This is a genomic window from Solimonas sp. K1W22B-7 (genome assembly GCF_003428335.1).
GTDB lineage: Bacteria > Pseudomonadota > Gammaproteobacteria > Nevskiales > Nevskiaceae > Solimonas_A.
This window is the reverse complement of sequence record NZ_CP031704.1, coordinates 4,159,540-4,177,548: the sequence shown is the minus strand read 5'-3', so window position 1 is coordinate 4,177,548 and position 18,009 is coordinate 4,159,540. Positions and strand designations below refer to the sequence as shown.

16 protein-coding genes and 1 tRNA gene are annotated in these 18,009 nt (G+C 64.4%); 14 read left to right on the top strand and 3 right to left on the bottom strand.

What is annotated here, in order from left to right; genetic code table 11:
* Positions 1–27 precede the first annotated feature (27 nt).
* The gene (locus D0B54_RS18840; protein ID WP_117293078.1) at positions 28–360 is read left to right on the top strand and encodes a (2Fe-2S) ferredoxin domain-containing protein; all 333 of its coding nucleotides are present in this window, start codon (positions 28–30) and stop codon (positions 358–360) included.
* A complete protein-coding gene (gene def, locus D0B54_RS18835) occupies positions 357–887 on the top strand; it encodes a peptide deformylase (RefSeq protein ID WP_117293076.1) in 531 nt (176 codons plus the stop codon). The genes D0B54_RS18840 and def overlap by 4 nt, the downstream gene beginning before the upstream one ends.
* A 155-nt stretch (positions 888–1,042) precedes the next feature.
* Here def and mltF read toward each other — a convergent pair whose 3' ends face one another.
* On the bottom strand, positions 1,043–2,515 hold the full coding sequence (mltF, locus tag D0B54_RS18830) for a membrane-bound lytic murein transglycosylase MltF (protein WP_117293074.1): 1,473 nt from the start codon (positions 2,513–2,515) through the stop codon (positions 1,043–1,045).
* A gap of 105 nt (positions 2,516–2,620) precedes the next feature.
* Between mltF and D0B54_RS18825 the strand changes: the two genes are divergently transcribed.
* Positions 2,621–2,711: transfer RNA gene (locus D0B54_RS18825), tRNA-Ser, on the top strand.
* Positions 2,712–2,836: 125 nt separating this feature from the next.
* Positions 2,837–3,181, top strand: coding sequence for an FCD domain-containing protein (locus D0B54_RS18820; protein WP_240433464.1), 345 nt, complete (start codon positions 2,837–2,839; stop codon positions 3,179–3,181).
* On the opposite strand, the gene D0B54_RS18815 is transcribed toward D0B54_RS18820, so the two are convergent.
* Together D0B54_RS18815 and D0B54_RS18810 are read right to left on the bottom strand one after the other, a co-directional pair.
* Positions 3,178–4,545 carry an FGGY-family carbohydrate kinase gene (locus D0B54_RS18815; RefSeq protein WP_117293072.1) on the bottom strand — a complete coding sequence of 456 codons (1,368 nt, stop codon included), beginning with the start codon at positions 4,543–4,545 and terminating at the stop codon, positions 3,178–3,180. The two genes, D0B54_RS18820 and D0B54_RS18815, sit on opposite strands and share 4 nt — an antisense overlap.
* A 57-nt stretch (positions 4,546–4,602) precedes the next feature.
* Complete coding sequence (locus D0B54_RS18810) at positions 4,603–5,388, bottom strand: DeoR/GlpR family DNA-binding transcription regulator (RefSeq protein WP_117293070.1); 786 nt, start codon at positions 5,386–5,388, stop codon at positions 4,603–4,605.
* Between the two features lie 374 nt (positions 5,389–5,762).
* On the opposite strand from D0B54_RS18810, the gene rhaS reads away from it, so the two are divergent.
* The 10 genes from rhaS (at position 5,763) to D0B54_RS18760 (ending at position 17,982) form a co-directional block, all read left to right on the top strand.
* Positions 5,763–6,770: a rhamnose ABC transporter substrate-binding protein gene (rhaS, locus tag D0B54_RS18805; protein WP_205527177.1), complete on the top strand. Its 1,008-nt coding sequence runs from the start codon at positions 5,763–5,765 to the stop codon at positions 6,768–6,770.
* A 20-nt stretch (positions 6,771–6,790) separates the two neighbouring features.
* Positions 6,791–8,413 carry a sugar ABC transporter ATP-binding protein gene (locus D0B54_RS18800; protein WP_117293068.1) on the top strand — a complete coding sequence of 541 codons (1,623 nt, stop codon included), beginning with the start codon at positions 6,791–6,793 and terminating at the stop codon, positions 8,411–8,413.
* Complete coding sequence (locus D0B54_RS18795) at positions 8,410–9,399, top strand: ABC transporter permease (RefSeq protein WP_117293066.1); 990 nt, start codon at positions 8,410–8,412, stop codon at positions 9,397–9,399. Before D0B54_RS18800 ends, D0B54_RS18795 begins: the two co-directional genes overlap by 4 nt.
* The gene (locus D0B54_RS18790; protein ID WP_117293064.1) at positions 9,396–10,382 is read left to right on the top strand and encodes an ABC transporter permease; all 987 of its coding nucleotides are present in this window, start codon (positions 9,396–9,398) and stop codon (positions 10,380–10,382) included. Before D0B54_RS18795 ends, D0B54_RS18790 begins: the two co-directional genes overlap by 4 nt.
* 111 nt (positions 10,383–10,493) lie before the next feature.
* The gene (locus D0B54_RS18785) at positions 10,494–11,609 is read left to right on the top strand and encodes a porin (RefSeq protein WP_162932560.1); all 1,116 of its coding nucleotides are present in this window, start codon (positions 10,494–10,496) and stop codon (positions 11,607–11,609) included.
* Positions 11,610–11,753: 144 nt separating this feature from the next.
* Complete coding sequence (locus D0B54_RS18780) at positions 11,754–13,850, top strand: bifunctional rhamnulose-1-phosphate aldolase/short-chain dehydrogenase (RefSeq protein WP_117293060.1); 2,097 nt, start codon at positions 11,754–11,756, stop codon at positions 13,848–13,850.
* A 15-nt stretch (positions 13,851–13,865) separates the two neighbouring features.
* The gene (gene rhaI, locus D0B54_RS18775) at positions 13,866–15,161 is read left to right on the top strand and encodes an L-rhamnose catabolism isomerase (protein ID WP_117293058.1); all 1,296 of its coding nucleotides are present in this window, start codon (positions 13,866–13,868) and stop codon (positions 15,159–15,161) included.
* A 324-nt stretch (positions 15,162–15,485) separates the two neighbouring features.
* Entirely contained in the window at positions 15,486–16,400 is a 915-nt protein-coding gene (locus D0B54_RS18770; RefSeq protein WP_117293057.1) for an SDR family NAD(P)-dependent oxidoreductase, read from the top strand.
* A gap of 21 nt (positions 16,401–16,421) precedes the next feature.
* Positions 16,422–17,204 carry an SDR family NAD(P)-dependent oxidoreductase gene (locus D0B54_RS18765; protein ID WP_117293055.1) on the top strand — a complete coding sequence of 261 codons (783 nt, stop codon included), beginning with the start codon at positions 16,422–16,424 and terminating at the stop codon, positions 17,202–17,204.
* 10 nt (positions 17,205–17,214) lie between these two features.
* Positions 17,215–17,982: an enoyl-CoA hydratase/isomerase family protein gene (locus tag D0B54_RS18760; RefSeq protein ID WP_162932559.1), complete on the top strand. Its 768-nt coding sequence runs from the start codon at positions 17,215–17,217 to the stop codon at positions 17,980–17,982.
* Positions 17,983–18,009 lie beyond the last annotated feature (27 nt).

Genomic DNA, 18,009 nt, shown 5'->3' with positions numbered 1-18,009 from the left:
CAGCCGCGAGCCGGAGCCAGCGATCCCATGAGTTACTACGAGCACCACGTCTTCTTCTGCTGCAACCAGCGCGCGCCGGGCGAGCGCACCTGCTGCAACGACAAGGGCGCCACCCGCGTGCGCGACTACGCCAAGAAGCAGATCAAGAAGCTGGGCCTGGCGGCGCCGGGCCAGGTCCGCGTCAACATGGCGGGCTGCCTGGAGCGCTGCGAGGAGGGCCCCTGCATCGTGGTTTACCCGCAGGGCGTCTGGTACACCTACGTCGACGAGGAAGACGTGGACGAGATCATCGAGCGGCATATCCAGAAGGGCGAGATCGTGGAGCGGCTGCGCCTGCCCGACGCGCCGCCCGCCAAATGATCCGCCCGGTGCTGCGCATGGGCGACCCGCGCCTGCTGCGCGTGGCGCAGCCGGTGACGGCCTTCGGCACGCCGGAGCTGCGAGAGCTGGTGGCGGACATGTTCGACACCATGCGCGCGCTCAACGGCGCGGGCCTGGCGGCGCCGCAGATCGGCGTGGACCTGCGCGTGGTGATCTTCGGCTTCCAGGCCAGCCCGCGCTACCCGCAGGCCGAGCCCGTGCCGGAAACGATTCTGATCAATCCGGTGCTGACGCCGCTGTCCGACGAGATGGAGGACGGCTGGGAGGGCTGCCTGTCGGTGCCCGGCCTGCGCGGCGTGGTGCCGCGCCACGCGCGCCTGCGCTACCAGGGGATTGACCTGGAAGGCCAGCCGATCGACCGCAGCGTGTCGGGCTTCCATGCGCGCGTGGTGCAGCACGAGTGCGATCACCTGGACGGGATCCTGTATCCGATGCGGGTGCGGGATTTCAGGAAGTTCGGGTTCAACGAGGAGCTGTTTCCCGGGCAGGATATTCAGGACGACTAGGTCGCTGTTTCCCTCGCCCGCTTGCGGGAGAGGGTGGCCGAAGGCCGGGAGAGGGTTTCTGTAACTCTTGCTCGGACTGCCAAGGATCGATATCTACAGAAACCCTCTCCCCCAGCCCCTCTCCCGCAAGCGGGCGAGGGGAGCTGATGTTTCGGCTACAACAGCGGCGAATTGATGTTGAGCGGATCCTTCTGCTGCACCGGTGCCTCGGGCTCCGGGGCTTTCTCGTCGATCGTCGGCTCGCCGGTCAGGAAGGCCAGCATGTCGTAGTAGGTGCGGATGTTGCCGACGTAGGTCATGCCCTCGTAGCCGCGGGCATAGCCGTAGCGGGTCTGGCTGTACCAGCGCGGCTTGGTCAGCAGCGGCAGCGAGGCGCGCACGTCGATCCAGTGGTTGGGATTGCCGCCATTCCTCTTGGTCAGGATGCGGGCGTCGAGCACGTGGCCGATGCCAAGGTTGTAGGCGGCCAGGGCCAGCCAGGTGCGGTCGGGCTGCTTGATCTCCTCGGGCAGCTGGTCCATCAGCATGCGGAAGTAGCCGGCGCCGCCGCGGATGCTCTGGATGGGATCCTCGCGGTTGGCGACGCGCATCAGGGCGGCGGTGCCGGTGGTGAGCTGCATCAGGCCGCGCACGCCGGTAGGGCTGACGGCGTGAGGGTTCCACTGCGACTCCTGGTAGCCCATCGCGGCCACCAGGCGCCAGTCCAGGCCGGACTTGGCGGCCCATTCCTCGAAGTGCTTGCGGTAGGTGGGCAGGCGCGTTTCGGAATGCATGGCCAGCGTCAGGGCGCCAAAGGCGTTGACCTGCTCGATATGGCCAAAGTGGCGCTCGCGGATGCGCGCCAGCTCGTCGCGGTCGATATTGCGCAGGTAGTCGCGTACGGCGGCGAAGAGACTGTCGTCGCTGCCCAGCGGGAAGGCCCAGGCGATGTCTTCCGACACGGCGATGGGGAAGGCGACGCGCAGGTTGGGGTAATAGCGCTGGTTGATGGCCAGCAGGTCGGAATTGGCGACGGTATAGGTCAGCTGCTCGTTGGCCACCATGTAAAGCAGGTCTTCGGTCGACTGGTCGGCCACCTGGTCGAACACCAGGGCGGGGAAGACCGATTTCTGCAGTTGCAGCAGGCGCTCGGCGTGGACGCTGTCCCTGGCCACGCTGAGCTGGCCGCGCAGTGCGCCCAGGTCCTTGGGCTTGGGCGAACCCATGCGGTAGACCAGCTGCGGCACCACCTTCTGCACCGGCGGGGTGAAGCGCACCAGCTGCTCGCGGCTCTCGCTGACGGTGACCGCGGCGGCGGCAAAGTGCACCCGGCCGCTGCGCACCATCTCGATGGCCTGCGGGGCGGATTCGGCCAGCACCACCTCCAGCTTCACCTTCAGCTGGTCCGCCAGGGCCTTGGCCAGGTCGTATTCGTAGCCGGTTTCGCCGTCGCCGCTGACGTAGTAGGTGGTGGGGCTGTTGGTCATGGCCACCCGCAGGGTCCCCAGCCGCTGCATCTGCTCCATGGCGGTCAACGGGGGGGAGCAGGTGGACAGCCCCAGGTAGCCGCCCACGACCAGCCCCACCCCGGCCCAGGTCAGGATCCGGCGCAAAATCGATGGAGGAGTATGCGTTTCGGCTGGGTTCATTTAGAATTCGCGCCTTCGCGGCGTCTGGCCTTGGTCCGAACGCTAGCACAGGGTCCCCGATTTTCGCAGGAAATCATGCGAAAATCAGGGCTCTAAGCCCCTTTTGGAGAGGTGGCAGAGTGGTTTAATGTACCTGACTCGAAATCAGGCGTACGTTCATAGCGTACCGGGGGTTCGAATCCCTCCCTCTCCGCCAATAGTTACGACAAGCCCCTGATATCAGGGGCTTTTTCGTTTCTGAAATTGGCTGGCTCACGGTTTGGCCCACGATATTTGGTCGCTCATGCAATGAAGATCATTGCAATCTCCCGTTGTGGTGGATTGGACTCCAAATGCCAGCGCTACTCAAAATCGGGGGGACGTCGCCATCGCGCCATCGCCGATGCGGCGCACAACCCGATCTTTTCCTATCTGTTGATGTCGCTGCTGAAGTTGCTCTACGAGCACGTGCAGCTGAGCATCGCGGGTCTCACGCCCGACACGCAGACCGCGCGCCAGTTGCGCGCGCAGCACCGCGAAGTGATGGAAGCGATTCTTGGGGGTGACCCGCCTCGGGCAGCGGCCGCCGCGGGACAGCACATGTACTTCGTGCGGGTGCGGCTCAACGACCTGGAGCTGCGCCAGGGCCGGCGCGATCTGCGCCCGCCGCAGCCGCCGCGCAACTAGTTTTGCCGGGCACGCTCGCTCCAGCGGACGCGGTAGCCTTCGAGCAGGGGATGCGTTAGTGGCTTCACCGCATGCGTCGACGGCGCATGCGCCTGGCCCCAGTCGGCGAGGATGCGTGCACCGCCGACAGTGCCTGCAGCGTCGGCAGATACGTGTACCGCTTGCGCAGGCCGCAGCGCGGCCAGCAGGCCCAGGTAGTGACGGTTGGCAATGAAGCTGCCTTCCACCACGATATCGCCCTCCGAGCCCAGTGCGTCGAGGCAGTGGTCGGTGAGCAGTGCGCAATAGAGGCTGGCGAGGGCATATGCAGCACCGGCGCCTTCGGGCAATGAGCCTTCGATGCGGCCGGGCTTACCCATGAAGGGCCCGCCGGTCTCGGCGAAGGCGGGCAGGGCCAGTACCCCGGCACGCAGGGCCTCATCGATATCTGAATCCGCACAGTCGCGCGCACCGCCCCTGTTCAGCGTCTCGAACTCGCGGCCGCCCATGAAGCGCGCACAGGCGACCGGCGTGCCGCGGGCGTCGACATTGGCGAGCATGTCGCGCTGCTCGTTCAGGCGTTGCAGAGGCGCGCCGATGGCGGCTGCGATCACCCAGGTGCCGGTGGAGACCACGGTGAAGCGTTGGCCCGCGTCGCGGCTGGCCAGGTGCGGCAGCAGCGATGCGTTGCTGTCGTGGATTCCGCTGATAACTTCGCAGTCCGGCGGCAGTCCGGTGCCCAAGGCGATCTGCGGGAGGATGCGCCCCAGCGCTTCCCAGGCCGGGCGCAGCGGCGGCATCAAGCGGTCCCAGCCCTGCGCGGTGGTCAGCCCGGAATACCGGGCGTGGCCCGGATGCCAGAGGTCGGTGTGGCAACCCAGGGAGGCGACCTCCCCGGCCACAAAGCCGCAAAGCCGCCAGGCCCAGTACTGAGGGTACATCAGGATGTGACGCGCCCGCGCGAATTCCTCTGGAAAGCGCTGCCGCAACCAGAACAGCTGGCGGCCGAGGTTGAGGCCTGCGGGTAAGGCGGGGGAGCCGCTGAGAGCGAATTCCGCTGCGTCACGCGGGTAGTCCGTCGCAATCTCTTCAGGCCCGCGGTACTCGTAGTCCAGCACCGGCAGCACCAGTCCGGCCTCATCCACCAGGGCGGCACAAGCGCCGTGCGTAGTGGTCACCAGGCGAGTGATGCGGTATTGCTTCGCCGCGGCAGCCAGTTCGTCGAGCAGCCAGGTCCACAACCCGTCAATGTCGTAGTGCGGAAAGGGTGGGGCGTCGAGCACGCGGTTGGGGCGCCGGCGCTCGGCGAGGCATCGGCCCTGCCCATCGAGCACGACGAGCTTCGCGTTGGTCTTGCCGATGTCTAGTACTGCCAGTGCCGCCATGAAGACCTGTGCCTGGTGTGAAGTGAAGGGGGACGCGCTGCCACTGATTGCGCCTGATCAGGCCGTGTCGGGCGTGACCGCAACGACCTTGACGCCAGCGCGTTCAAGCATCTGCGCCGCAGCGTCGCCGAGGCCAGTGTCAGTGATCAACTGGTAGATGCGGTCCAGCCCGCAGAGGATCAGGCTGGCGCGCTTGACGCTGAGCTTGGAGCTGTCGGCCAGCACGACCAGTTCGTTGGCCTGAGTCAGCAGGCGTTTCTCGGCTTGTACCAGTAGCGGCTCCCATTCGAGCACGCCCATCGGTGACAGTGCAGCGGCGCCCATGAACATGCGGCTGGCGTAGTGGTGCTGAATAACGTCGCTTTCGAACGGACTCAGAATCACGTTTTGATCGCGGTAGATGTGGCCGCCGGGGATGATGATCTCGTTCTCGCTGTGGCGCAGCAACTGCTCCGCCATCAGGAAGGAGTTGGTGACGATGGTCATGCGCAGGTTGATAAGGAACTCGACCATCATGAACGTGGTGGTGCCGCCGTTGATGATGATGGTCTCGCCGTTCTGGCACATGCCGGCGGCGTAGCGCGCGATGGCGCGCTTCTCTGCGCTATGCACGCCGAGGTTCTGCTGGAAGGTTTCGCCGGCCAGGGCGTGGTGATGCTCCGAGGCGCGATGCTCGGCGCCGCCGCGGGTACGCTGTAGCAGCCCCCTGCCGGACAGCCAGGAAATGTCGCGCCGGACGGTGGCGGGTGAGGCGTGCAGCATGCCAACGAGTTGTTCCACGCTCAGGCGCTGCTTGTCTGCAAGCACCTTGATCAGCAGCTTGCGGCGTTGATCGTTATCCATTTTCTCCTCCGTATGGCGCGGAGAATAGGAGTCGATCAGGTATTAATCAGTCACATGAGCACTTGATTTAACCAGTAACGATCAGTTATGTGATCAGTATGCGATTCGTTGCGGCACTGCAGCTACAAAGTGCCCATCGCATCACGAGAGAAAACGGCGAGTCGCTTTACCTGGACTGCGCAGAGCAGGTGCAGTTTTTCTGGCTCCGGACAATTTTTCTCTGCTTCAATCAATCAATATCGTGATTGAATCAACTTTGATCATCATGTTGATTCAAACTAAATTGACACCCCCATCGCCCGACTCCTAACGTGTTCCGCACAAGTGGCAGTCATAGCCAACAACAAGCTGCAAGTGCGAAAAGGAGAGGGGTGTTGAGAAAACTAAGCAAGGTTCTGTTTGCCGCAGGCGTGGTGCTGGGCGTCGGCCTGCAGGCTGGTACGGTGTTCGCCGCCGATCCGATCAAGATCGCGATGGTGGTGAAGAGCAGCGGCAACAAGTTCTTCCTCGCGGCCTATGACGGCGCCAAGGAAGCGGCCAAGGAGATGGGCAACGTCAACGTGACGCTGACCGGCCCGACGACCCCGACGGCCGAGGGCCAGATCGAGATCATCAACTCGCTGATTGCCCAGAAGGTCAGTGCCATCGTTATATCCGCCAACGATCCGGATGCCCTGGTGCCGATCGCCAAGCGCGCCATGCAGCGCGGCATCAAGGTCGTGTCTTTCGATAGCGGAATCGCCGAGGGCGGCCGCGCAATTCAGCTCAATCCCTCGGACAGCGCGCTGGTCGGCACCAAGCTCGCCGCCTTGGCCTCCGATGCGGCCGGCGGCACTGGCGACATCGCAGTGCTGTCGGCCACTGCCCAGGCCACTAATCAAAACTTGTGGATCGGCGAGCTGAAGAAGGCGCTGGCTACATCGCAATACAGCAAGCTCAAGCTGGTGGCCACGGTCTACGGCGATGACCAGACCGACAAGAGCTACCGCGAGGCCATCGGCCTGCTGCGCAGCCATACCAACCTCAAGGTGATCGTGGCTCCGACCGCGGTGGGCATTACTGCCGCCGCCAAGGCCGTGGCGGACGAAAAGAAGATCGGCAAGGTCTACGTGACCGGCCTGGGCCTGCCCTCCGAACTGGAGCGGCACGTGGCCAACGGCTCGGTGAAGAGCTTCGCGATCTGGAACCCCGTGGACCTGGGCTATACCGCCACCTGGATGGCTTACCAACTGGTCACCGGTAATGCCAAGGGCAATCTCGGAGAGAAAATTCCGGCCGGCCGCATGGGGGGCATCATGATCGGTCCGCGCAAGGAAGCGGTGATGTCCGAGCCCTTCACCTTCGACTCCGGCAACATCAAGAAATTCGCCACGATCTTCTGATCGGACGGAGCCCTCCTTTCATGTTGTCCACGAAGATTCCGGTTCGCCCCGATGCCACGGCAGCCAGGGATGCAGCTCCGCTGCGTCCCGCCGCCGAGGCTGCAGGAGGCCCGGCCCCGGCGGCGTTCGGTGCGACGGGCGCCGTCTCGACTGCGCCGCCGCTGCTGGTGGCCCAGCAGCTGGGCAAGCAATTTGCCGGCGTGCATGCGCTCAAGGACGTCAAGCTCAGTGTTCACGCCGGTGAAGTGCTGGCGCTGATCGGCGAAAACGGAGCCGGCAAATCGACGCTGGTCAAGATTCTGACCGGAATCTACCGCCCCGATGCCGGCCAGCTGCGCCTGATGGGCAAGCGCGTGCAATTCCTGAGTCCGCAGGCGGCGATCCGCGCGGGCATTGTCGCGGTCCATCAGGAGCCCGTGATGTTCGATGAGCTGACGGTCGCCGAGAACATCTATGTCGGCCGTCACTTGAAGAACCGCTTCGGCCTGCTCGACTGGGTGCGCATGAACATCGAGGCGCAGGCGCTGTTCGACCGCCTGGAGGTGCGCCTGGACGTGCGCACCAGGGTCAAGGACCTGTCGGTGGCGCAACAGCATTTCGTCGAGATCGCGCGCGCCCTGTCGCAGGACGCCCGTGTGGTGATCCTTGACGAGCCGACAGCGGCGCTATCGCAGCATGAAATCCGCGAACTGTACCGTCTGATCGCGCAGCTGAAGGCTGCGGGCAAGGCGGTGATCTTCATCTCGCACAAGTTCGACGAGATCATGGCGGTGGCCGACCGCTACGTTGTGCTGCGCGACGGCGAGTACGTGGGCGAAGGTCGGCTGAAGGACACCACGGAGCAGCAGCTGATTTCGATGATGGTCGGCCGCACCATCACCCAGGTGTTTCCGCGCACGCCGACTCAGCTGGGTCCGGTGATGATTCAGGTGGAGAACCTGTGCCACCCGACGCTGTTCGACGGCATCGGTTTCTCAGTGCGCAGCGGCGAGATTCTCGGATTCTACGGCCTGGTAGGCTCCGGCCGCTCCGAGGTGATGCAGGCGGTGTTTGGCCTCAACGCGGTCTCGGCCGGTACGATCACCGTGAACGGCGAGGCAACCCGCGTGGGCAACCCGCGCGACGCTATCGCTGCCGGCATCGCCTATGTACCGGAGGACCGCCGCCAGCAGGGTGCCTGCATGGATATGTCGATCCTGCACAACGTGACGCTGCCGCTGCTGCCGCGCATCGGTGCCTGGCTGCTGGGCCGCCACGGAAAGGAATTGGAGGTCGCGCGCCGCTACACCGAGCGCCTGGAACTCAAGGCCGCCCACTACGACCAGAAGGTGGTCGAACTCTCCGGCGGAAACCAGCAGAAGGTTGTACTGGCCAAGTGGCTGGCGACCTCGCCGCGCATCGTCATCCTCGACGAGCCGACCAAGGGCATCGACATCGGTTCCAAATCGGCGGTGCATCATTTCATGGACGAACTGGTACAGCAGGGCCTCGCCGTGATTCTGATTTCCTCGGAACTTCCCGAAGTCATCGGCATGTCGGATCGCATCGTGGTCATGAACCGAGGCCGCATCAGCGGCAGTTTCTCCCGCGCCGAGGCCAGCTCGGACAAGGTTGTCGCGGCGGCGGCGGGGGTCAGCGCATGAAGCTCAAAGCCCTGTTCCTGCAGCGCGAAACCCAGCTGGCGCTGCTGACCGTCCTCATGATCGGTGTGATCGGCCTGCGCGCGCCCGGCTTCATCAGTAGTAGCAGCTTCGACAGCATGCTGACCGACTCCGCGATCCTGGTGATGCTGGTACTGGCGCAGATGTCGGTCATCGTGACGCGTGGCATCGATCTTTCCGTAGCCTCCAACCTGGCGCTGACCGGCATGATCGTAGCCTCGATCAACGCTGCGTTGCCGGTGCTGCCGGTTTATGCACTGATCGGCGTGGCACTGGTCATTGGCTTGCTGCTCGGTGCGCTCAACGGCCTTCTGATCGGCTGGCTGAGGCTGCCGCCGATCGTCATCACCCTGGGCACCATGAGCGTGTTCCGCGGCGGAATCTTCCTGCTGTCCGGCGGCGACTGGATCACTTCGGAGATGAGCCCTGCCTTCGTGTCCTTCCCGCTGGCGCGGGTGATGGGGTTGACGCACCTGGTGTGGTTTGCCGTCGTAGCGGTCTGCGCCTGGATGATCCTCATGCGCTACACCCGCTTCGGCCGCGATCTGTACGCTATCGGCAGCAATCCCAGTGCCGCGCAGTTCGCCGGTGTGCCGGTGACGCGGCGCCTGCTGCTGGCCTATGCAATCTCGGGCATGGTGGCCGGCTTCTGCGGCTACCTCTGGGTGGCCAAGTACGCGATCGCCTACACCGAGATCGCCTACGGCTTCGAACTGACGGTGGTGGCAGGTTGCGTGATCGGCGGTATCAGCATTGCCGGCGGCACTGGCACCGTGGCTGGTGCCGTGCTCGGTGCGCTGTTCATCGGGTTGATCAACAACGCGCTGCCGGTGATCAAGGTTTCGCCGTTCTGGCAAGGCGCCGTGACCGGCATCGCCATCCTGGTGGCCGTGATCGTCAACTCCCGTAGCAGCAAGGTGATGGAGAAGCACATCCTGCCCGCCAGCCATTCCGGTGTCTTGGCATGAACCGCTACCAGATCGCCGATCGCCGGCCGTTCCAGTTGAGCGCGCTGCTGCGCCGCTGGGAGAGCTTGTTGCTCCTGCTTTTTTTTGGGGTGTTCCTGGGGAGCGGCTTGTTGCTGCCCAATTTTCTCGATCCCTACAACCTCGCGGACAGCACTTTCAACTTCAGCGAGAAGGCCTTGATCGCGCTGCCGATCGCTCTGCTGATCATTTGCCGCGAGATCGACCTGTCGGTGGCCGCGACCATGGCCCTGGCTTCGTTGGCGATGGGCCTGGCCAATGTCGCAGGAATGCCGGCCGGCGTGCTGGCCCTGGTGGGCATCGGCGTAGGCGCGGCCTGCGGCCTGGTCAACGGCGTGCTGGTGACGGGCCTGGGTATTCCGTCCATCGTCGTCACCATCGGCACCATGGCGCTGTTCCGCGGCATCGCCTCGGTAGCGCTGGGCGATAAAGCCATCACGCAGTACCCGGAGGCGCTGGCGGACTGGGGACAGGGCTATGCCTTCGGCATGATCCCGCTCGAGTTCCTGGTGCTGGTTGTGGCGGCGATCGCCTTCGCCCTGCTGCTGCATGCCACTGCTTTCGGTCGCGAACTGTACGCGATCGGTCACAACCCGGTGGCGGCGCGCATGACCGGCGTGCCGGTGGCGCGCTACCGCTTCCTGCTGTTCGTGCTGACCGGTGCCATGGCGGGCCTCGCTGCGGTGTTGCTGACCGGCCGCATCGGCAGCACCCGCCCGAACATCGCGCTGGGCTGGGAGCTGGAGGCGATCACCATGGCGATCCTCGGTGGCGTCAGCATCGCAGGCGGCACCGGCACCATCGCCGGCGTCATGCTCGCGGCACTCACGCTGGGCACGCTGACCTATGCCCTGGGCATGGCCAATGTGCCGGGCATCATCATGACCATTCTGGTCGGCGGGCTGTTGCTCGCGACCATTACCTTGCCGGTATTGCTGCGTCAGAGGGACGGCAGCCGGAACTAAACGAAGTCAATCCGCAGCAAAGCCGACGAGCCACGGCCGGGGGCTGCTGTGCCTGAAAAACGCAAAAGGACTGGGAAAGAGGGGAATGCTATGAATAAGTCGAAGGTTTGGATGCTACTGCTGCCCGTGCTGGCGCATAGCGCCGTCAGCGAGGCTGCGGTCGAGATGATCAATACGGGTGGCTACAAGGTGGAGGTGTATGGCCGTGTGGACGCGGGCGTCGACCTGGTGAGCAACGTCGACCTGGCCCGCGACAGCGGGGGAGAGGAAGCCGGCACCGGCACGCAGCTGCGCGGCGGCGGCAACCAATGGGGCACCAGCCTGTTCGGCATCAAGGGTTCCATGCAGATCCGCCCGGGTCTGAAAGGCGTCATGCTGCTGGAGACTGGCTTCGACGCCGTCAACGGCAAATTCAACGGCGACGGCTTCTTCAATCGCCGCGCCTTCGTCGGCCTGGAGAGCGATAACTACGGCATGCTGGTGGCGGGAAAAAACCTGTTCATCAGCAACGATGTATACAACATCGATCCGATGATCCATGAGTTCATGTCCACCTCGACGCTATCGCGCGGCCGCGTCTGGCCGGGCGCCGACCAGATGGTGGAATATCGCAGTCCGGTCTATGCGGGCTTCCAGTTGGGCCTGCAGCATGCCTTTGGCGGCGATGCCGAGTCAGTGGCCAACAACAGCCGCTCCGGCGCGTCCCTGTTGTTCGCAGACCCCGAAAGCGGCGTCGAGCTGCGCGCCATCTATGACGTGGTCCGCGACGAGATCGGCGGCTACTCCAACGTCTTCAGTTCCTCCGAGGAACTGATCCTTGGAGGTACCTGGACTCTGGAGCGCCTGAAGCTGTTCGGCGGCGTGGAGTTTATGCGCGCTTCCGACGCCGATCCGGAGAACCCGCGCTCGGTGCCGAGCACCGACGGCACCTCGCTGTTCCCGACCGAGGCCACGCACGGCTGGATCGGCGCCAGCTACCAGGCGAGCTCCTCGCTGGTGCTGCGCGGCGCCTGGTTCCATATTTCGCTCAATGAAGGCGGCGGCAGCGCCAACCTGATCACTGGCGGCGGCGAGTACTACCTGGCGGAGAACGTCTTCCTCTACGCCAACGTTGGCACTGTGCTCAACAGCTCTGCCGCGCAGTTCTCGGTGGAAGCCACCGACGAGCGGCCGCCAGTGGGCGAGAAGCAGTATGGCGCCTACGTCGGTGCCGGATTCTCCTTCTAATACTTTTTATGCCGCGAACATTCTCCTCCAGGCTGGCCGCCCCTTTCTCGTCAGGGTTGCCCATGTTCGCGTCCTTCCGCGGCCGGCGTTTCGCGCCGGCTCGCGGTCTTCTATTCGCTACACCAGATGGCAAGGCTCATACAGATGAATGCACCCAAGGATCCACCGCTGCTGTCGCTGTGGGATGAAGCCCGCGCCGCGGGCATGAGCGGAGCCGAATTATTGGTTTACCGTTCAAACCTGCTCGGCAGCGACAAGCGCATCACCAACTTCGGCGGCGGCAATACCTCCAGCAAGGTGCGCATGGCCGATCCGCTGACCGGTGCGGATACGGAAGTGCTATGGGTCAAGGGTTCGGGCGGCGACCTGGGCAGCATGAAACTGGAAGGCCTTGCCAGCTTGTACATGGACAAACTGGCTCAGCTGCAGCAGCGCTATCGCGGACTTGCCCATGAGGATGAGATGGTGGGCTACCTGCCGCATTGCACCTTCAACCTCAACCCGCGCGCGGCCAGCATCGATACCCCGTTGCATGCCTTCATCCCCTACTCCGACGTCGATCACATGCACCCCGACGCGGTCATCGCGATCGCGGCCAGCCAGGACAGCCGCGGGTTGACCGAGAAGATTTTCGGCGGCGAGATCGGCTGGTTACCCTGGCAACGTCCGGGCTTCGACCTGGGCCGGAAGCTGGGCGAGGTGGCTCGCGCCAATCCGCAGCTCAAGGGCCTCGTGCTGGAAGCCCACGGCCTGTTTACCTGGGGCCAATCCTCGCGTGAGTGCTACGAGACCACCTTGCGCATCATCCGCAAGGCGAACGACTGGCTCGCCGCCAATGGCGACAAGGCAGCCTTCGGCGGCGTGGCTCGGCCGACGCTGCCGCGTCCAGAGCGCGAGAAGCTGGTGGCCCAACTGGCACCGGTGCTGCGCGGCAAGATCAGCGCCCGTGAATGCAAGCTTGGCCACTTCGACGATAGTGCCATCGTGCTGGAGTTCGTCGGCGGTCGGCAGTTGCAGGCACTGGCTCAACTCGGTACCTCCTGCCCGGACCATTTCCTGCGCACCAAGATCCGTCCACTGGTGCTGGATTTCGATCCGGACCAGCCAGACGTGCCAGCCCTGATCGCCAGCCTCGACAGCGCGCTGGAAGCCTACCGCGCCGACTACACAGCCTACTACGAGCGCTGCAAGCGCCCGGACAGTCCGGCGATGCGTGACCCGAACCCGGTGGTCTTTCTGATCCCCGGCGTGGGCATGCTGACCTTCGCCCGCGACAAGGCGACGGCGCGTATCGCTGGCGAGTTCTACATCAACGCGATCAATGTGATGCGCGAAGCCGAGCGAGCTGACCGCTATGTCGGCCTGCCGGAGCAGGAGGCCTTCGACATCGAGTACTGGCTGCTCGAGGAGGCCAAGCTGCAGCGCATGCCCAAGCCCAAGAGCTTGGCGGGGCGGATGGCCCTGGTGACCGGTGCGGCCGGCGGCATTGGCCAGTCGGTGGCGCGACAGCTGCTGTCCGAGGGGGCCTGCGTGGTGCTGGCGGACCGCGACCAGGCGGCTCTGGACGAGGTCGCGGCGGCCATGAAGGCCAAGTTCGGCGGCGACAGTGTGATCGGTGTGCTGACCGACGTGACACGCGAGGAAGTCGTCGATGCTGCGCTGCAGCAGGTGGTGTTGGCCTATGGCGGCATCGACATCCTGGTCTCCAATGCCGGCATTGCTTCTGCGGCAGCCTTCGAGGACACCAGCCTGAGTGTCTGGAACACCAACATCGAGGTGCTGGCGACCGGCTACTTTCTGGTCAGCCGAGCTGCGTACCGGGTGATGCTGGCCCAGCGCAGCGGCGGCAGCATGATCTTCGTCGGCAGCAAGAACGCCCTGGCCGCCTCCGCTGGTGCCGCAGCCTATTGCACTGCCAAGGCGGCTGAGTTGCATCTGGCGCGCTGCCTTGCTCTGGAGGGTGCTCCCCACGGTATTCGCGTCAATGTGGTCAATCCGGACGCAGTGATCCGCGGTTCACGCATTTGGGACGGCAAGTGGAAGGAGGAGCGAGCCGCCAGCAACAAGATCGATGTGGACAACATCGAAGAGTTCTATCGACAGCGCAGCATGCTCAAGCGCAGTGTTTATCCTGAAGATATCGCCGAAGCGGTGTTCTTCTTCGCCAGCGACCTGTCCAGCAAGTCGACCGGCAATATCATCAATGTGGACGCCGGCAACGCGTCCTCGTTCACGCGTTAGGGCCAGGAGCAGTGCATGTCTTTCCAGATTTCCGCCGAATTCATTGCCGATTCGAATCGCGCCCTGGAGGCCGACCTCGCGCGCGACTACGAGGCACTTGGGTTGCGGCTGGCCCGTCAGGGCATCGACATCGAGGCTCTGACCCAGCGGGCACAGGCCTTCGCGCTGGCGGTGCCGAGCTGGGGTGTCGGTACTGGCGGTACGCGCTTTGCACGCTTCCCCGGTCAGGGCGAACCGCGCGGGGTCCACGAGAAGCTCGAGGATTGCTACACGATCCAGCAGCTGTCGCGAGTCACGCCGACCGTGTCCCTGCATTTTCCCTGGGACCGTCCTTCGGACGTCGCAGCCTTGCGCGAGCAGGCGGTGGTCTTCGGTCTGGGATTCGACGCGGTCAACTCCAATACTTTCCAGGATGCGGCGCAGCAACCCTATTCCTATAAGCACGGTAGCCTGACGCACAACAACCTTTCGGTGCGCCAGCAGGCCATCGAGCACAATATCGAGTGTATTCGCCTTGGCCAGCAGCTGGGATCACGCGCACTGACCGTGTGGATCGGCGACGGCGCAAATTTTCCCGGTCAGCACAACCTGCGCCAGGCGCTGGAACGCTATCTCGGCAGCATGTGGGAGATATACGCCAAGCTGCCGGACGAATGGCTGCTGTTCATCGAACACAAGCTGTTCGAGCCTTCGTTCTATGCCACCACAGTCGCCGACTGGGGCACCAGCTTTGCTTGCGCCAACGAATTGGGGCCAAAGGCCAAGTGCCTGGTCGATCTTGGCCACCATGCCCCGAATACGAACATCGAGATGATTGTGGCGCGCCTGGTGCAGTTCAAGAAACTGGCAGGTTTCCATTTCAACGACAGCAAGTATGGTGACGACGACCTCGACTCGGGCAGTATCAATCCTTTTCAGCTGTTCCTGGTTTTCAACGAACTGGTCGATGCGGAATTGCGCGAGAGCGGGCGTTTCCAGCCGGCGTACATGCTGGACCAGTCGCACAATGTGACAGATCCCATCGAGAGCCTGATTGGCAGTGCCATCGAAGTGCAGCGAGCCTACGTGCAGGCCTCGCTGGTGGACCGTCGGGCGCTACTCGGCTACCAGTCGGACGATGACGCGCTGATGTCGGCGCGGACGCTCAAGCGGGCCTACAACACCGACGTCACGCCGATCCTGGACATGGCTCGCCTGCGCAGCGGCGGCGCGCTGGACCCCATCGCCTGCTACCGCGCGTCTGGCTACCGCAAGCAGAAAGCCTCAGAGCGTCCGTCGGTGGCGGGCGCCGGCGGTAGCGGCATCGTCTGAAACCCGCCGGCCGAACGATACAGGCCGCTGGGACTGCCCAGCGGCATATCAGCGCGCTCCGCCTGCGCTCCCTTGTTGCTGACAAGCGCATCGCCCTCGGCCAAGCCTGCGCGCGACCTGTTGTTGAACCAGCTGCGGTCCGCGAGCAGCGCCGCTGGCTCGCCCGCGTCGTCGTCGCTGCCCCGCTGTTGGTCTTGTTGCTGCGGCTTGCGGACTGATTTCGCAAGGATTTCCGCCCTCCTGATAATTCTTGTCATCTAGGTGACAGCGCTGGAGCGCGCCGACAGAGAAAGTTGTGTCCATTCCAGCAAGGGGATTTCCGACATGACGATTCGATTCGACAACCGTGTCGCCATCGTGACCGGCGCCGGTAACGGCCTCGGCCGTTCGCACGCGCTGGCCCTGGCGGCCCGTGGCGCCAAGGTGGTAATCAACGATCTGGGCGGTGCACGCGACGGCACCGGGGCAGGGCAAAGCGCAGCAGAGAATGTGGCCCAGGAGATCGTCGCGGCCGGCGGCGAAGCCATCGCTAATCGCGCCAACGTCACCCGCCCCGATGAGGTAGCCGCCATGGTCGCGGCGGCCGTGGAAAAATGGGGCCGCGTCGACATCCTGATCAACAACGCCGGCATTCTGCGTGACAAGTCCTTCGCAAAAATGGAGGTCGAGGACTTCCGCCTCGTGATCGACGTGCACCTCAATGGCGCCGCCATCTGCAGCAAAGCAGTGTGGAGCATCATGCGCGAGCAGGGCTACGGTCGCATCGTCATGACCACCTCGGCCAGTGGCCTCTACGGCAACTTCGGACAGGCCAATTACAGCGCCGCCAAGATGGGCCTGGTCGGTCTGATGAACACGCTGCATCTTGAGGGCGCGAAGAACGGCATTCGTGTCAACGCCCTGGCGCCCACCGCCCTGACGCGCATGACCGAGGACCTGGGTCTCCCCGCCCAGGCGACAGACCTGCTGCAACCGGCCGCAGTCACCGCCGGACTGGTCTACCTGGTCAGCGAAGACGCGCCCTCGCGCACCATCCTCGGCGCTGGCGCAGGTTGCTATTCGCGCACGCTGATCTACGAAACCGAGGGCGTTTTCCTGGCGCCTTCGCAGCAGACGCCGGAGCAGGTTGCCATCGCTTTCGAGCGCATCTCCGATACGGTGGGGCAGAAGGTCTACATCAACGGCTCGGAGCCGGTCACCAAGCAGCTCGCCCGCGCCACTGCGGCGTCGGCGCACTAAAACCCCAAGGGGAAAACGTTCATGAAGCTCGATTCGAGCATTGCCGCCGTGGTCACCGGCGGTGCCTCCGGCCTCGGCGAGGCTACCGCGCGTGCGCTGGCTTCGCAGGGTGTGAAGGTTGCGATCTTCGACATCAACGAAAGCCGGGGAAACCAGGTCGCCGGCGAGATCGGTGGTGTCTTCTGCAAGGTCGATGTCATGTCCGACCCCGGGGTCGAGGCGGGGTTTGCACAGGCACGCGAGGCTCACGGCCAGGAGCGCATCCTGGTCAACTGCGCGGGCAGTGGCTACCCGCACAAGACGATCGCCCGGGACAAGAAGACCGGCGAGATCAAGCCCTTCCCCAGCGATGCCTTTGCCTGGGTGCTGATGCTCAACACAGTCGGCAGCTTCCGCTGCATCACGCGCGCCGCCGCTGGCATGGCCGCGATGGAACCGCTGGAGAACGGCGAGCGCGGCGTGATCATCAGCACGGCCTCGGTCGCCGCTGAGGACGGTCAGATCGGCCAGGCGGCCTACACCGCCTCCAAGGCAGCGATCACCGGCATGACCCTGCCGATCGCCCGCGATCTGTCCAGCGAGGGCATCCGCGTCAACACCATCCTGCCGGGTACCTTCAACACGCCGCTGATGCTCAGCACGGCCGAAGTCGTACGTGCCGGCCTGGCTGCTTCGGTGCCCTTCCCCAAGCGCCTGGGCGAGCCACCCGAATATGCCTCCCTGGTGCTCGAAATAGCCCGTAACGGCTACCTCAATGGCGAGTGCATCCGCCTCGATGGCGCCATCCGCATGGCCCCGCGCTAAGGAGAAGAACATGACCGAAGAAACAGCCACGCTGTACGCCGTCGCCCGCGGCGTCGCTACCCTCACGCTGAACCGCCCCAACAACATGAACGCGCTCAGCGCGGAACTGCTGGACTCCCTTGGCGAGAACATCGAGCGCGCCGGAGCGGATCCGGAGGTCCGCATGATGGTGCTGACCAACGAGGGCGGCACGTTCTGCGCCGGTGCCGATCTCAAGAGCGCCAACCAGAGAGTTCCGCGCTACTCACTGGTGCAGGTTCTGGACATGATCCAGCAGTCGCCCAAGCCGGTGGTGGCGCGTATCGCGGGCCATTGCATGGGGGGTGGCGTTGGTCTTGCCGCCGCTTGTGACCTGTCGATCGCCGGTGATGACGTCAAGCTTGGATTCACCGAGGTTCGCATCGGTGTGGCCCCGGCAATCATCTCGGTGGTCTGTCTCCCCAAGCTGCGCCATGCCGACGCCATGGAGCTGTTCCTGTCCGGCGAAAAGATCACCGCCACGCGCGCGGCCGAGATCGGCCTGATCAACTATGCGGTTCCGGCCTACTTGCTGGACTCACGTCTGGCAGAGCTTATCGACAAGCTGGTGCGTGGTGGCCCCAATGCGCTGGCCGCCTGCAAGCAGCTGGTGGTGCGCGTGCCGCACATGGACCGCAAGGCTGCCTTCGAATGGACCGCCGAGCTGTCGATGGGTCTGTTCCGCGCGCCAGAGGCCGCCGACGGCATCGCTGCTTTCCGCAACCGCAGCCCGGCGCCCTGGGTCCCCGCGGACGCCTGAGCCTTCCTACCACGAACCAAGACCCCG

Excerpts from the sequence above, each read along its gene's own strand:
- mltF (WP_117293074.1), bottom strand. The coding sequence starts at position 2,515 with ATGAACCCAGCCGAAACGCATACTCCTCCATCGATTTTGCGCCGGATC.
- D0B54_RS18760 (WP_162932559.1), top strand. The coding sequence starts at position 17,215 with ATGACCGAAGAAACAGCCACGCTGTACGCCGTCGCCCGCGGCGTCGCT.
- rhaI (WP_117293058.1), top strand. The coding sequence starts at position 13,866 with ATGTCTTTCCAGATTTCCGCCGAATTCATTGCCGATTCGAATCGCGCC.
- D0B54_RS18765 (WP_117293055.1), top strand. The coding sequence starts at position 16,422 with ATGAAGCTCGATTCGAGCATTGCCGCCGTGGTCACCGGCGGTGCCTCC.
- D0B54_RS18840 (WP_117293078.1), top strand. The coding sequence starts at position 28 with ATGAGTTACTACGAGCACCACGTCTTCTTCTGCTGCAACCAGCGCGCG.
- D0B54_RS18780 (WP_117293060.1), top strand. The coding sequence starts at position 11,754 with ATGAATGCACCCAAGGATCCACCGCTGCTGTCGCTGTGGGATGAAGCC.
- D0B54_RS18815 (WP_117293072.1), bottom strand. The coding sequence starts at position 4,545 with ATGGCGGCACTGGCAGTACTAGACATCGGCAAGACCAACGCGAAGCTC.
- D0B54_RS18800 (WP_117293068.1), top strand. The coding sequence starts at position 6,791 with ATGTTGTCCACGAAGATTCCGGTTCGCCCCGATGCCACGGCAGCCAGG.
- D0B54_RS18795 (WP_117293066.1), top strand. The coding sequence starts at position 8,410 with ATGAAGCTCAAAGCCCTGTTCCTGCAGCGCGAAACCCAGCTGGCGCTG.
- D0B54_RS18770 (WP_117293057.1), top strand. The coding sequence starts at position 15,486 with ATGACGATTCGATTCGACAACCGTGTCGCCATCGTGACCGGCGCCGGT.
- D0B54_RS18790 (WP_117293064.1), top strand. The coding sequence starts at position 9,396 with ATGAACCGCTACCAGATCGCCGATCGCCGGCCGTTCCAGTTGAGCGCG.
- D0B54_RS18810 (WP_117293070.1), bottom strand. The coding sequence starts at position 5,388 with ATGGATAACGATCAACGCCGCAAGCTGCTGATCAAGGTGCTTGCAGAC.
- D0B54_RS18785 (WP_162932560.1), top strand. The coding sequence starts at position 10,494 with ATGCTACTGCTGCCCGTGCTGGCGCATAGCGCCGTCAGCGAGGCTGCG.
- def (WP_117293076.1), top strand. The coding sequence starts at position 357 with ATGATCCGCCCGGTGCTGCGCATGGGCGACCCGCGCCTGCTGCGCGTG.